Origin of the sequence: uncultured Thiohalocapsa sp. (genome assembly GCF_913063425.1) — a bacterium.
GTDB lineage: Bacteria > Pseudomonadota > Gammaproteobacteria > Chromatiales > Chromatiaceae > Thiohalocapsa.
Window position 1 is genome coordinate 39,329 of the sequence record NZ_CAJXYK010000011.1, and the last position, 13,716, is coordinate 53,044.

The window sequence follows — 13,716 nt, forward strand, 5'->3', positions numbered from 1 at the left end:
TGATGACCGATTGCCTGCTGCATCTCATCGTGCCCGCGGCGCTGGAGGACGCGCTGGCGGAGTGGCTGTTGGAGCGCGACGACGTGCCGGGCTTCTCCAGCCTGCCGGTGGCGGGCCACGGCTCCTCTGAGCACTCCATGACCCTGGCCGAGCAGGTGGCTGGGCGCAGCCGGCGGGTGCTGTTCATGGTGGAGCTGCCGCAGCCGGTGGCGGAGCGGCTGCTGGCGGACCTCGCCGGCGCCTTCGCCGGCACCGGCCTGCATTGGTGGCTGGTGCCGGTGCTGAGCGCCGGGCGGCTGGATTGAGGGGGATGGTCGTGGCGCGGGGTGGACAGGATGCGCAGCGCGCTCGGTGGTCACGCTGCGCTTTGCTGACCCCGCGCAGATGCCGGATCAGCGACCTGGTGATGCAGCGATGTGGAGTGGCTAAGCGCAGCGCATCCAGCGCCAGCCAAGGGACGTCGGGCGGACAAGCGAAGCCCATCCACCGCAAGCCAAGGCGGCGGATGCGCTTCGCCAAATACCTGAGCAAGGTCCGCCCGACCGTGCTCAGGTTGTTTTCCGAACCGTCGCTAACCGATCTTGTGGGCGATCTCCACCCGGCTGCCCGCCGGCGCCGCCACCGGGAGCCGGATGTAGAAATGCGCAGAGCGGGCCTGGCGGTTGCGCTTCATAGGGTCGGTGCTGTCCGTGGCAAGGATGGTGCCGTCCGGGCCGATGACCTGCACTTCCACCCGGCCCGGGATCATGCCACGGAGCGGCAGCTGGTTGGCGATGTCGCCGCTGACGCTCATGGCGTCCGCGTCCTGCTGCACCCGCACGCGTGTGATCTCGAAGTGGCTTGTCGCGGAGGTCTGTACGGCGAGGTCGTCGCCGCCCGCAGCGGTGGGCTGGCCGGCGCAGGCGGCGCCGCTGAGGCTCATGGCGCCGGCGAGCATGGCGGCGATGGCGGTGTTCTGTCGATTGGATTTCATGGGCTTGCGCTCCTGCCGGGTCGGCACCTGGTGTCTGCCTGCGAGCGGTTGCAGGCAGCCTTACCCAAAGCTTAGTGCGGCAAGCTGAAACCAGGCTGAACGCGGCTGCGGGCAGGCGACAAACGCCGCCCCCCGGACAGATGCGCCGAGCTCGGGGCAGGTCTGGGCCGGTATTGGTGGGTCGGGTCAGCGCAGCGTAACCCGACACCGCAAGGACAGAGCAGGGTAGGTCGGGTCAGCGCAGCGTAACCCGACACCGCGAGCCCGTATCCAGCTGATGCTCAGGTGACGCTGTCGCTGCCTCGACCTACGCCCAAGCGCTGCCCGGTCCCGCATGCCAGGGAATGTGGCGTGCAATGCGCCACCTGGGCAGGCCCACGCACAGCCCCTTCCAGCAGCCCCCCGTGTGACCCGCCGGCACCCCTCAGCCCACCGGCAAGGTGGTCCGCTCCACCACCCGCCGCAGCACGAAGCTGGAGTGCACGCCGCTGACCCCTTCGATGCGGGTGAGCTTGTTCAGCAACAGGTCCTGGTAGGCGTCCATGTCGCGCACGATGACCTTCAGCTGGTAGTCCGCATCGCGCCCGGTGATCAGGAAGCACTCCAGCACCTCCGGCATGGCCGCCACTTGGGCGTCGAAGTTGGCGAAGCGCTCCGGCGTGTGCCGGTCCATAGCAATGCTGAGAAAGGCGATGAGGTTCAGCCCCAGCGCCTTGGCGCTCAGCAGCGCCCGGTAGCCCTCGATGATTCCGGCCTCCTCCAGCGCCCGCACGCGCCGCAGGCAGGGCGACGGCGACAGCCCGATGCGGTCGGCCAGGTCCTGGTTGCTGATGCGGCCGTCCTGCTGGAGGATGTCGAGGATGCGTTTGTCGTAGGTGTCGAGCATGCTGTGGCTCCGGCCATCGTGGAGGAGTTGGCGGTTGTCGGCGAGAGCGAGACCGATGCCCACAAGACTGCAAACCCATGTCCCGATGCCATCGGCGCCCGGGGGCGCCGACTTCCAGTCGGCTGCCACCTGCACGGGCTCGATGCCCGCGCGGGTGGCTGCGCGACGACCGTGCGCCATTGGTGGGACGCGTTGGATTGACAGCAACCGAGCGGCCGTTGCGTGGGGCGCGCCGGATCAACTCTCCGGTGGCAGCCTGTAGCCCGGATGCAGCGAGGCGGAATCCGGGTCTGCCGTCAGCCACCGCGTGCGCGTATGCACTACCGCCTGGCGTCGGGTTCCGTCTTCGGTTGATCCGAGTCCTGTTTGGACGGAGCGGTGAGGCATCGAGGCCGTACCCCACGCGGATCACCAGCATCCGAACCTGTCGGTCCTGGATTTCGGCAATGACGCGACAGTTGCCGATGCGGTACTTCCACCAGCTGCCGAGGTCTGAGCCTTGCAGGGCTTCGCCCACGGCGCGGGGGTCGGCGGCCTCGTCGATGTGACGGCTCAGATAGGCCGCGATGCTTGCGGCGACGGGCTTATCGAGCTTCGCCGGCTCCTTCTTGGCGCGGTCGGCAAATCTAGTAGTCCAGGCCAAGCTCCCGCTCCACTCCGTCCAGCGAATTGGTCCGCTCGCCGCTCGCCAGAAACGCCGCGTGCCGCTGCCTGGCGATGGCGAGGTCCTCGAGATCGCCCAGGTACTCGGCCAGGGCCTCGGCGATCATGTCCGCCTCGCTGCGGCCGGTCTCGGCGCTGAGGCTGGTGAGCCGCTCGGCGAGCTCCCCGGGGATGTCGATGGAGAGGTTGGTCATGGGGTGGCGAGCGCGAGGGTGAGCCGATGGCCCGAGTGTAGCGCAGGGCGTTCCCGCCCGCGTTCAGCGGCATGCTCAGTGATCCGCCTGCCTGCGGCGCTGCGCGCCGCGTGGCAGCAAGGCCCCGGTCCGCTCGCGCTGCCGGCAACGTCCGCAGAGCGCAGAGCGCCGGGAGCGGCGTGACACTGCGCAGAGATTGGTCAAGCATTCGTCGATGGCATCGGATTTGGTCTCTGGACGCCCTTGGGCCGATCGCGGATTGGCTGAGCGATCAATGCGTTATGGCGCGCCAAGCGGCGGATGCGCTGCGCTCATCTGGCCTTAGCCCTCGGGGCTGGTGGCTGGTGGCTGGTGGCTGGGGCCGATCTCCTGACGTTCGTACTCCGTACTTCGTACTCCGCGCATCTTCCGGGTGCCGCTCAAATTGCGCATGAAGCGCTGAAGGCGACAGGGTATTGCTAAGTAAGCGCATCCATTCGGCATATTCGCAATCATCTGCCCGGCCGGTGCGCGCAGACTATCCATCGTCGGCCACAAGCCGGCACGGGGCCAGACCCACAAGGCAAAGGCCCGCTCCAGTGGCTTCAATCCCGCGACCGCAACCCGGCGCGGGCCGGAGCCGCCAACCCCGAATTCTCCAACCCCTTAGGCCGAAGCATGTTCGACCACCGCAAGTACCGCCCCGCACCCGCCGTCCAGCTCGCAGACCGCAGCTGGCCGGACCGCACCATCACGCACGCGCCCCGCTGGGCCAGCGTGGACCTGCGCGACGGCAACCAGGCGCTGCTGGCGCCCATGAGCGTCGCGCAGAAGCGCGAGCTGTGGCAGCTGCTGGTGGACATCGGCGTGAAAGAGATCGAGGTGGGCTTCCCGTCCGCGAGCCAGCCGGACCATGACTTCGTGCGCTGGCTCATCGAGGAGCGGCAGATCCCGGAGGACGTCACCATCCAGGTGCTCACCCAGGCCCGGGAGGACCTCATCCAGCGCACCTTCGCGGCGCTGGACGGTGTCCACCAGGCCATCGTGCACGTCTACAACAGCACCTCGCCGGTGCAGCGTGAGTGGGTCTTCGGCGCCGACCGCGAAGGCGTGAAGGCCATCGCCGTGCGCGGTGCCGAGCTGGTGCAGCGCGAGGCCGCCAAGTACCCGGGCACCCACTGGACCTTCCAGTATTCGCCGGAGAGCTTTTCGCAGACCGAGCCCGAGTATGCCGTCGAGGTGGTCAATGCCGTCCTGGATGTCTGGCGCCCGTCGCGCGAGCACCCCTGCATCGTCAACCTGCCGGCGACGGTGGAGTCTGCGAGCCCGAATGTCTTTGCCGATCAGGTGGAGTGGTTCTGCCGGCATCTGGACCGGCGCGAGGCCGTCATCGTGTCCCTGCACACGCACAACGACCGGGGTGGGGCCGCGGCGGCGGCTGAGCTCGGCCTGCTCGCGGGCGCCGACCGGCTGGAGGGCACGCTGCTCGGCAACGGCGAGCGCACCGGCAATATGGACCTGGTCACGGTGGCCATGAACCTCTACAGCCAGGGCGTGGACCCGAAGCTCGACCTCTCGGACCCGGACCGGATCATCGCGGTCACCGAGCGCTGCACCGGCATCGCCTGCAGTCCGCGCCACCCCTGGGTCGGGGAGCTGGTGTACACCGCCTTCTCCGGCAGCCATCAGGACGCCATCGGCAAGTCTCTGCGCCACCAGCGCGCCGCCGACGACCTGCCCTGGCAGGTGGCCTATCTGCCCATCGACCCGGCGGACATCGGTCGCAGCTACGAGGCCGTGATTCGCGTCAACAGCCAGTCCGGCAAGGGCGGCATCGCCTTCGTGCTGGAGCGCGACTACGGCCTCAATCTGCCGCGCTGGCTGCAGCAGGCGCTGGCGCCCATCGTGCAGCGCGAGAGCGAGCAGCGCAGCGGCGTCATCGACGCCGAGCGCATCCACGCGCTGTTCCGGGAGCACTTCGTCCACGACGGCGCCGATGCACCGGTGCGGCTCGCCGGCTACCGGCTGAGTCGCAACGGCCATGACCGCATCGAGGCGCGCATCGTCGCCAATGGCGCTGAGCAGGCCATTGCCGGGACGGGCGACGGGGCCATCGCCGCCTTCGCCGATGCCTGGCAGCGGGCCTTCGGGGTGGAGGTGAAGATCGCCGACTACCAGGAGCACGCCATCGGCGCCGGCACCGATGCCGAGGCCGCGGCCTATGTGCTGCTGGACATCGACGGCCGGCAGGTGCCCGGTGCTGCCATTGACCGCGACACCGTGGGTGCGTCGCTGCGGGCGGTGTTGTCGGCGCTGAACGGTGCCGCAGCAGCGGCTGAGCCCGCGGACGCGCTCGCCGGTGCGCCGATGGCCGCGGCCTGACGCGCCGGCCGCCAGCGAGCGGCGGGCGGCGCCGAGGCGCTGAAGATGCCATTGCGCCAGGCCCCGCTGGCGCAGCAGGTATCCGACCAGGTTCGCGAACCGGGGCTCGTCCGGACAGCGGGCAAGCAGCGCCTGCGCTGTTTCGAGCCCGCTGTCGAAGGCGGTCAGCGCGGCGGCGTGCTGGCCGAGCCGCAGCTGCGCCCGCCCGACGCGCTCGTGCGCCCAACCCAGCGCGAAGCTGACTTCCGGGTCGTCGGGGAGTGCCGCGTGTCGTCGCTCGGCAATGGCCAGCTCTTCGCGATAGGACACGAGCGCCATGGGGGGCGTCGTCCAGCAGATGATCTCCGATGTCGTCCCGCGGCGCGCCGGTGTCGGCGAGCCGGCTCAGGGACACGGCGAGCGCTTGCTGGTGCTCGACGTCGCCGGGCGCGGCATCCGCCAGTGCGCGGCGCAGGGTCAGCGCCTCGTCGTCATGCGCCCGCGCCGCGTCCTGACGGCTGCGCCCGTCGGCCTTCGACTCGGGCAGGCTCGCGATGCGCGGTATGCCGCCGAAGGCCAGCGCGACGAAGACTGCCCAGCTCAGCCAGGACCAATCGGCGAGCACCTTGGTGTCGCGCAGCCAGACATGGCGGGCGATGAACAGCGCCACGGCCGCGCCGACGGCGATGGCCACCGCCACGCCGACCCGCTCGGGCCTTGGCGCGTGGGTCATCCCGCGGGCGCCGCTTCCGGCTGAGGCTGTCGCAGCAGGGCAACCAGGGCGTCGAGCCCATGCCCGGCGGCAAGTCGGTCCAGCACCGGCCGCTTGAGTCCGATGAGGCCGACGCCGAACAGCGAGGCGTCGTAGAGCCGCCAGACGCCGTCGCGTCGGCGCAGGTGCAGCTCCATGCGCAGCCCCGGCAGGCCGTCGGCGGCAACGAGCACGGGCACGCGCGCCCGCGGGTACGTCCCCCGTGACAGCCGGACCTGGTCCGGCAGCGCACGCAGTCGCCAACCCCGCAGATCCCGCAATGCCGGGGCATGGCGCGCGATGAAATACTCCACCAGCGTGCCTTGCAGGACCAGGCGCTGCCCCGGGTCGGCGCAGCCCCAGTGGCGCCCGAGCAGCAGTGATGTGATGTACGGCAGGTCGAGGTGGCGGAGCAGTGGCTCGGTGACGGCGCGCAGTGCGGCGGGATTGGCAGCGTTACCCGCGGCGGTGACGGCGCGGGCGACATCGGCCGCCGCCCGCTCCGCCGCCGCAAGGGGGGCGGCGGGATCGATCTCCGTTGTGGTCGCGTTGCCTGCGGTTGCAGACGCCGGTGCTGCTGGGGGAGACGGGAGGGTCGGTTCCAGCGCGGCGGCAATCAGCAGGATGACCGCCGCGCCCGTGAGCAGCCATAAAGCCGGGGAGGGCAGGGCGCGCGGTCGGGAGGATTCTGCGGCCGACGGCATCAGGTGCAGGCTCAGCCGGTGCCTATCGCAGGCTTCGAGGCGTTCTGACGGCTTACCAGCCCCGAGCGGCGACGGTGCCCCTCAGGCGGCGGCACCTCCACAGCACCCGGCGTCGAGATGCGCCACCAGCCACTCGCGCACCTGATGGCTCGAGCGCGAGCCGCTGAAGCGCCCGCATTCCTTGCCGTCCTGGAACAGGATCACCGTCGGGAAGCCGCGCAGCCGGAAATGGCCCGCGAGCTTCATGTTCTCGCCCTCGTCCACTTCCACCTTGGCCAGGCGCACGGCGCCGTCGAGCTCGTCGATGACGCGGTTCAGGTGCGGTGTGAGCTGGTGGCAGGGCGCGCACCACTCGGCCCAGAAGTCCACGAGGATGGGCTGCTCCCGGGAGGCCGCGACCACCTCCTGCTCGAAGTGCGCATGGTCGACATCGAAGGCATAAGGACTGGCGGCGGGGGTGTTGAAGAGCATGACGGCAACATCCGGAGTGTGTGGCGTGGCCCGCGATGGTGAGGCTCTTTGCCTGATTTTCAGCAGCCGCGGTGCAGGCGCCGCAGCGTCTGTCAGAATATTACGCGATTGTCTAAGGGAATCACCTATATAACAGTCAGGATTATCGGCGTAGCTGCGCAGTTCGTCGCGCGCCGCCGAGGGTGGAGGCTCCGGCGTCCGATGCGCTATGGTTGGCGGCTCGCCACAGCCCAGAACCACGCGGGGGCACCATGACCGACGTTCTCACCCAACGCGCCGCCTACCCCACCACGCGCATGCGCCGCATGCGCCGGGACGACTTCTCGCGCCGCCTGATGCGCGAGACGACGCTGACGCCTGACGACTTCATCTATCCGGTCTTCGTGCTGGAGGGCAGCGGCCAGCGCGAGCCGGTGCCGTCCATGCCCGGCATCGAGCGGCTCAGCATCGACCTGCTGGTGGAGGAGGCGCAGACCGTCGCCAAGCTTGGCGTGCCGGCCATGGCGCTGTTCCCGGTGACGCCGATTCAGGCCAAGTCCGAGGACGCCCGCGAGGCCTACAACGCGGATGGCCTCGCACAGCGGGCGGTGCGCGCACTCAAGGACGCGGTGCCCGGGCTCGGCGTCATGACCGATGTGGCGCTGGACCCTTTCACCACCCACGGCCAGGACGGGCTCATCGATGCCGCCGGCTATGTGATGAACGACGCCACCGTGGAGGTGCTGGTGCAGCAGGCGGTCTCCCATGCCGAGGCGGGCGCGGACATCGTCGCGCCGTCGGACATGATGGACGGGCGCATCGGTATGGTGCGCGCCGCGCTGGAGGCGGCCGGCGCCGTCAACACCCGCATCATGGCCTACTCCGCAAAGTACGCCTCCAGCTTCTACGGGCCCTTCCGCGACGCCGTGGGCTCGGCCGCCAACCTGGGCGGCGGCAACAAGTACACCTATCAGATGGACCCGGCCAACGCCGACGAGGCCCTGCACGAGGTGGCGCTGGACCTCGCCGAGGGCGCGGATATGGTGATGGTCAAGCCCGGCATGCCCTACCTGGACATCGTGCGGCGGGTCAAGGACCGCTTCGGCGCGCCGACCTTCGTCTACCATGTGAGCGGCGAGTACGCGATGCTCAAGGCCGCGAGCCAGAACGGCTGGCTGGACGAGCGCCCGGTGGTGCTGGAGGCGCTGACCGGCTGCAAGCGCGCCGGCGCCGACGGCATCCTGACTTACTATGCCAAGCAGGCGGCGGAGTGGTTGAATGGTGAATGAGTTTCGCGTTGCGAGGGGCGAGGAGCGAGGCGCCCAGCGCGCGGACGACTCGCCGTAAGACCCGGCCCCTCGCCCCTCGAAACTCGCCCGCCGACACTCGATACCACGATGACTGATCACTACGCCGTCATCGGCAACCCCATCGCCCACAGCAAGTCGCCGGCGATCCACGCGGCCTTCGCCCGGCAGACCGGGCAGCGCATGGACTACGGGCGCATCCTCGGCAGCCTGGAGGACTTCCCGGGCGATGTGCGCGCCTTCGTCGCCGACGGCGGTCGCGGGCTCAATGTCACCGTGCCCTTCAAGCAGGAGGCCTGGGCGCTGCTCGCCGATCGCAGCGAGCGCGCCGAAGCGGCGGGTGCCGTGAACACCATCATCGTGCTGGACGACGGGCGCCTGCGCGGCGACAACACCGACGGCGTCGGGCTGGTGCGCGATCTCACCGTCAACCAGGGGTTTGACTTTGAGGGTAAGCGGGTGCTGCTGCTCGGCGCCGGCGGGGCGGCCCGTGGTGTGCTGGGGGCGCTGCTGGAGGCCGATCCTGGATCACTGACCATTGCCAACCGCACCGTGGCCAAGGCGCAGGAGCTCGCCGCGACCGCCGCGGGGGAAGTGCAGAGCTGCGGCTTCGATCAGCTCACGGGGCGCCGCTTCGACCTCACCGTCAATGCCACATCGAGCGGCCTCCATGGCGAGGTGCCGCCGCTGCCGGAGGGGCTCCTGGCCGCCGGCGGCTGGGTCTACGACATGGTCTACGGCGATGCGCCCACGCCTTTCTGCCGCTGGGGCGAGGCCCAGGGTGCCGCGCGTTGTCTGGATGGCCTCGGCATGCTGGTGGAGCAGGCCGCTGAGTCCTTCCGGCTCTGGCGCGGTGTGCGGCCGGACACGCAGGCCGTCATCGCGATGCTCCGCCCGGGCAGCGCGCCGTCCGGCAGCGGTTGAGCCCTACCGCGCGCCGCACCACGTAGAATAGACGCGAGAGAGCGGGCTCTTCCAGAACAGGTTTCCCATGCAGATCAGCGTCCTCGGCACCGGGCTGCTCGGCAGCGAGATTGCCATCCGGCTCAAGGAGCAGGGCTTCACGGTGAGCGCCTGGAACCGCACCGCAGGCAAAGCCGCCCCGCTCGCCACAGTCGGCATCCGCTTGCCGGACACCGCCGCCGCGGCCTTGGCGGACGCTGACCTCGTGCTGCTGCTGCTCGCCGATGCGCCGGCCATCGAGGCGACGCTCTTCGCTGCGGACACCGAGCCCGCCCTCGCCGGGCGCACCATCGTGCAGATGGGCACCATCGCCCCGACGGAGAGCCAGGCCCTGGCGGCGCGCGTGGCCGACGCCGGCGCGGCCTACCTGGAGGCACCCGTCCTCGGCAGTCTGCCCGAGGCGCGCGCCGGCAAGCTGCTGGTGATGGCGGGCGGTGACGCGGTGCTGTACCGGCGCTGCCTGCCCGTCTTCGAGGCGCTGTCGCATGAGCCGCGCCACATCGGCGTAATCGGCCAGGCGGCGGCGCTCAAGCTCGCCATGAACCAGCTCATCGCCGGGCTTACCGCCACCTTCTCCCTGAGCCTCGGGCTGGTTCGCCGGGCCGGGCTGGACGTGGAGCAGTTCATGGGCGTGCTGCGGGGCAGCGCGCTCTATGCGCCCACCTTCGACAAAAAGCTCGACAAGTACCTCCAGCACGACTATGCCGGCGCCAACTTCCCACTCAAGCATCTGCTCAAGGACGTGCGGCTGATGCAGGGCGTCATGGGCGAGGCGGGACTCGACACCGGGCTGCTCGATGCCGTGGTCACGGCGGCCGACAGGGCCATTGAAAGCGGATACGGCGACGCCGACTATTCGGCGCTGTACGAAGCCCTGACTCAGGCACCGGGCGCCGGGAGCTGACTGCGCGGCCTCTGCGTTGCCACGAGTCACGCTCTCCTCAGCCCTCAGCCCTCAACCCTCAGCCCTCAGCCCTTCCCCATGGACCTCCCCTTCACGCATCACCCTGGCCGCCGGGAGCGCCATCTGCGCCGCCGGCACCTGAATCCGCTGTTTGCCTGGCCGCCGGAGGAGGTGGCACCGGAGCAGTTGCTGGAGGCGCAGCGGCTGGACCACGAGGAGCTGGAGGCCTTTACGGCGTCCTTTCGCGAGCTGGTGCAGCGCGCGGTGGACCTGTCGCCTGACGCCGGCAGCGACCCGGTGCTGGCGCTGAAGGCAGACCTGGAGCGCCACTACGAGCAGGCCTGCGGCCTACCCGAGGACCAGTCCGAGCTGAAACAGGCGCTGGCGAAGCTCATCGACGTCATCATGCGCACCCTGCTGCGCCACGTGGGCGACGACCCCACCGCGCAGCAGGAGCTCGCCGACGAGGCCGCCGCCCGGCAGATCCATTTCCGCCTGCTGGAGCAGCCCCTGGTGGTGGACCTGCTGCACCCGGACAGCCCCATCCGCCCGCAGGATCTGACGCCTGCCCTGCTCAGCGCGGACGAGGCCGAGCTTGCCGCGGCCTGCGAGCTCTTCGCCGCGCAGCAGCTCGCGGTGATCGTGGACGAGGCGGATGCGCTGCACCGGCGCCTGAGCGAGCGCGGTGTGGCCGTTGGCGACCTCAGGCACCGGCTTGAGCACCTGCGCCGGAGAGCTGAAGGGGCCAACGCGGCCGGGCGTGCGCATTGACGCCGCAGGGCCGATGACCGCGGCGCCGCGCATGCCATGCTGCGCCCCGCCGCGCCGTCTCCCGCGCCCTTCGGTCGCGGGCGGCGCTCTGCTCGTCACGCTGATCATCGCCTGCATCGTCGCGGTGCCTGGGGCCGTTGCACAGCCGCCCGCCACTGATGCGGTGATTTTGCCCCCGCGCGTGAGCGACTGGCTGCCGAGCGACTGGTGGACGCCGGTGCGCGTGGTGAGCGGGCGACTTGACGACGACCCCTATGACGATTTGGCCGTGTTGGTGGAGCGTCGGCAGGCGGCGCCGGACGACCCGGCCTATCCGCGCGGCGCCCGCGGCATTTTCGTTGTCTTCGGCAGACCGGACGGCGGCTGGCGGCGGGGTCCGCTGGCGCCGGGCCTGCTGCCCTGCGTGGAGTGCACCAGCAGCTTGAGCGGCAACATCGGCGCCGCCGTGGTGGACATGGCCATCACCGCCGACGGGCTCCTGGAGCTGAGCTGGGTGGAGCGTCGTCGCGTCACCAAGGCGGTGCGCGTCGTCATCGGCTGGGACCCAACCTTTGGCGCCCTCGGCCTGCAGACCGACGACATCACCATCATCCGCCCGCGCGGCGGGCGCAGCCATGTGCGCCGCGACTACCGCGCCGGGCGCATGTGGGTGGACGGGGTGCCCGAGGACATGCCGGCGCGGTTCATCCCCATCGAAGAGATTTCCGCCGGTCAGTTTTGACGCCTGCCGGCACTGCCGGGCCGGGGTCAGATGCCACGCGCGCGGCGACACGGTGCTGCGCGGCGGGTCCAGTGGTCGCTGCCGGGTGACCGCTCGTCACCATGCTGTGCTTGCAATATTAGGGATGTTCCTCATAACGCTCGGGAGTCGGGGCCTGCGGGCGCTCGCCCGCCCGGCAGAGCCGCAGGCTGCTGCTGCGACGGACGCCCCATGCAGTTTCCCATCTGAGTGCAGGATTGATCCCATGCGAAGACCGCAGCCCCCCTCCGCGGTCGGTGCAGCAGCCGACCCGGTGTCCCCTGTTGCCGTCGGTGTGCCCGTCCGCCGCCGTCGCCAAATGTTTCTGCTGTTGGTCTCGGCAACCCTGCTGGTGGCCGTTGGGCTCATGATCTGGACCCTGTCCGCCGGCGGCTTCGGCGGCCTGGATTTGGCCATTACGGCCCTGTTCGCATTGACGGTGCCCTTCAACGCCATCGCCTTCTGGAACGCGGTCATCGGTCTGGTGCTGGCGCGCAGCAGCCCTGACCTGGCGCGCGCCCTGTGCCCGCCGCTGGTGGAGGCCACGGACCGCAGCCCCATCACCACCAGCACCGCGCTGCTCGCCTGTGTGCGCAACGAGGACGCGGCCATCGTCGGCCGCAACCTGGACGTGATGATCGAGGGGCTGGTGGCTTCCGGCGTGGCCGGGCACTTCCACGTCTATGTGCTGAGCGACTCCCACTGGCCGGAGGTCATTGCCGCAGAGGAGGCGCGCATCGCCGAGCTCGCCGAGCGCTGGCACGACCGCATGGCCGTCACCTACCGGCGGCGTGCCGACAACCCCGGCTTCAAGGCCGGCAACATCCGGGACTTCTGCGAGCGCTGGGGCCACCGGCACGACTTCATGCTGGTGCTTGACGCCGACAGCCTGATGGAGGCGGACGTCATCCTGCGCATGGTGCGCACCCTGCAGCAGGCCCCGCAGCTGGGCATCCTGCAGTCTTTGATGGCGGGGCTGCCCACCACCAGCGCCTTCGCGCGGCCGCTGCAGTTCGGCATGCGCATGCTGATGAACGGTTTCACCGCCGGCAACGCCTGGTGGCAGCAGGACGTGGGGCCCTACTGGGGCCACAACGCGCTGATTCGCCTGCGGCCCTTCATCGAGCATTGCCATCTGCCGCCGCTGCCGGGCCGGGGACCCCTGTCCGGCTGGGTGCTGAGCCACGACCAGGTGGAGGCAGCGCTCATGCGCCGGGCCGGCTACGAGGTGCGGGTGATGCTGCTGGAGAGCGGCAGCTGGGAGGAGACGCCGACGACGCTCACCGAGTACCTGCGCCGGGACCTGCGCTGGTGCCACGGCAACATGCAGTACTTCAAGCTGCTGCGCTGGCCCGGTCTGCATCCGGTGAGCCGGATGAATCTGCTGCTCGCCACCGGCGGCTTCATCGGCTCCACCGCCTGGGTGCTGCTGATGCTGCTGTTCGCGCTGCCGCTTGCCTTGGACAACGGGCCGACGTTCCATCCAGGGCCCGGCCTCGCGGTGTTTCTGCTGAGCATGGGGATGGCCTTTGCACCCAAGGTCGCAGCACTGCTGGAGGTGGCACTGGAGCGCGACCAGCGCCTGCGCTTCGGCGGTGCCCCGCGGCTGCTGGCGGGCGCCCTCGGGGATATGGCCTTCTCCGTGGTCATGGCGCCCATCCTGGCGGTGGGGCATGCGGCCTTCATCGGCGGCCTCGCCTTCGGCCGCGCGGCGGTCTGGGGCGCGCAGCGGCGCGCCGTACACTGGGTCCGGCCGCTGGCGGCGCTGCGCCGGCTGTGGCCGCAGACACTGTTCGGTGCCGTCGGTGTCGGCTGGTTTGCCTGGCTCAGCCCGCCCGGCGCGCTGTTCTTCTCGCCCTTCTTCGGCATTGCGCTCATTGCCGTGCCGGTGGCCGTGCTGACGTCGGTGCCCGCGCTGGGTCGCTTCCTGGCCCATATCGGTCTGTGGCGTATCCCGGAAGAGACGGTACCCGCGCCCGCGGTGGCAGCACTGCATCTGCCGGCGGTGCCCATGCCCCCGCGCCGGAGCCCGAAGCGGCTCGGCGACGCCGCTGTCGAGCCCGCAGACTGA

At 70.1% G+C, this 13,716-nt stretch carries 14 protein-coding genes and 1 pseudogene; 9 read left to right on the plus strand and 6 right to left on the minus strand.

The window, feature by feature from the left end:
- Positions 1 to 2: 2 nt before the first annotated feature.
- Positions 3 to 305 carry a DUF3240 family protein gene (locus tag QZ607_RS08155; RefSeq protein WP_295881714.1) on the plus strand — a complete coding sequence of 101 codons (303 nt, stop codon included), beginning with the start codon at positions 3 to 5 and terminating at the stop codon, positions 303 to 305.
- A gap of 266 nt (positions 306 to 571) precedes the next feature.
- Here QZ607_RS08155 and QZ607_RS08160 read toward each other — a convergent pair whose 3' ends face one another.
- The 4 genes and pseudogenes from QZ607_RS08160 to QZ607_RS08175 all read right to left on the minus strand — a co-directional run bounded on the left by QZ607_RS08160 (position 572) and on the right by QZ607_RS08175 (position 2,716).
- The gene (locus QZ607_RS08160; RefSeq protein ID WP_295881716.1) at positions 572 to 973 is read right to left on the minus strand and encodes a hypothetical protein; all 402 of its coding nucleotides are present in this window, start codon (positions 971 to 973) and stop codon (positions 572 to 574) included.
- Positions 974 to 1,397: 424 nt separating this feature from the next.
- Positions 1,398 to 1,859 (minus strand): Lrp/AsnC family transcriptional regulator, encoded by a 462-nt coding sequence (locus QZ607_RS08165; RefSeq protein ID WP_295881718.1) that lies wholly within the window; start codon positions 1,857 to 1,859, stop codon positions 1,398 to 1,400.
- A gap of 403 nt (positions 1,860 to 2,262) precedes the next feature.
- Positions 2,263 to 2,502 (minus strand): annotated as a pseudogene (locus tag QZ607_RS08170) (type II toxin-antitoxin system RelE/ParE family toxin); the annotation flags it as partial.
- Positions 2,486 to 2,716: a ribbon-helix-helix protein, CopG family gene (locus QZ607_RS08175; protein WP_295881720.1), complete on the minus strand. Its 231-nt coding sequence runs from the start codon at positions 2,714 to 2,716 to the stop codon at positions 2,486 to 2,488. The pseudogene QZ607_RS08170 and the gene QZ607_RS08175, both read right to left, overlap by 17 nt.
- A 657-nt stretch (positions 2,717 to 3,373) precedes the next feature.
- On the opposite strand from QZ607_RS08175, the gene leuA reads away from it, so the two are divergent.
- Together leuA and QZ607_RS08185 are read left to right on the plus strand one after the other, a co-directional pair.
- The gene (gene leuA, locus QZ607_RS08180; RefSeq protein WP_295881723.1) at positions 3,374 to 5,077 is read left to right on the plus strand and encodes a 2-isopropylmalate synthase; all 1,704 of its coding nucleotides are present in this window, start codon (positions 3,374 to 3,376) and stop codon (positions 5,075 to 5,077) included.
- Positions 5,078 to 5,393: 316 nt separating this feature from the next.
- On the plus strand, positions 5,394 to 5,813 hold the full coding sequence (locus QZ607_RS08185) for a hypothetical protein (protein ID WP_295881724.1): 420 nt from the start codon (positions 5,394 to 5,396) through the stop codon (positions 5,811 to 5,813).
- On the opposite strand, the gene QZ607_RS08190 is transcribed toward QZ607_RS08185, so the two are convergent.
- The gene (locus tag QZ607_RS08190) at positions 5,786 to 6,511 is read right to left on the minus strand and encodes an ABC transporter substrate-binding protein (RefSeq protein ID WP_295881727.1); all 726 of its coding nucleotides are present in this window, start codon (positions 6,509 to 6,511) and stop codon (positions 5,786 to 5,788) included. The genes QZ607_RS08185 and QZ607_RS08190 overlap by 28 nt on opposite strands.
- Before the next feature lie 81 nt (positions 6,512 to 6,592).
- Positions 6,593 to 6,982 (minus strand): thioredoxin domain-containing protein, encoded by a 390-nt coding sequence (locus QZ607_RS08195; protein WP_295881730.1) that lies wholly within the window; start codon positions 6,980 to 6,982, stop codon positions 6,593 to 6,595.
- 251 nt (positions 6,983 to 7,233) lie between these two features.
- On the opposite strand from QZ607_RS08195, the gene hemB reads away from it, so the two are divergent.
- The 6 genes from hemB (at position 7,234) to mdoH (ending at position 13,716) form a co-directional block, all read left to right on the plus strand.
- Positions 7,234 to 8,250, plus strand: coding sequence for a porphobilinogen synthase (gene hemB / locus QZ607_RS08200; protein WP_295881732.1), 1,017 nt, complete (start codon positions 7,234 to 7,236; stop codon positions 8,248 to 8,250).
- 108 nt (positions 8,251 to 8,358) lie between these two features.
- Positions 8,359 to 9,192: a shikimate dehydrogenase gene (gene aroE, locus QZ607_RS08205; protein WP_295881735.1), complete on the plus strand. Its 834-nt coding sequence runs from the start codon at positions 8,359 to 8,361 to the stop codon at positions 9,190 to 9,192.
- Between the two features lie 67 nt (positions 9,193 to 9,259).
- Positions 9,260 to 10,135 carry an NAD(P)-dependent oxidoreductase gene (locus QZ607_RS08210; protein ID WP_295881738.1) on the plus strand — a complete coding sequence of 292 codons (876 nt, stop codon included), beginning with the start codon at positions 9,260 to 9,262 and terminating at the stop codon, positions 10,133 to 10,135.
- 78 nt (positions 10,136 to 10,213) lie between these two features.
- Positions 10,214 to 10,906 (plus strand): hypothetical protein, encoded by a 693-nt coding sequence (locus QZ607_RS08215; protein WP_295881740.1) that lies wholly within the window; start codon positions 10,214 to 10,216, stop codon positions 10,904 to 10,906.
- Between the two features lie 181 nt (positions 10,907 to 11,087).
- Complete coding sequence (locus QZ607_RS08220; protein ID WP_295881742.1) at positions 11,088 to 11,627, plus strand: hypothetical protein; 540 nt, start codon at positions 11,088 to 11,090, stop codon at positions 11,625 to 11,627.
- A gap of 244 nt (positions 11,628 to 11,871) precedes the next feature.
- The gene (mdoH, locus tag QZ607_RS08225) at positions 11,872 to 13,716 is read left to right on the plus strand and encodes a glucans biosynthesis glucosyltransferase MdoH (protein WP_295881743.1); all 1,845 of its coding nucleotides are present in this window, start codon (positions 11,872 to 11,874) and stop codon (positions 13,714 to 13,716) included.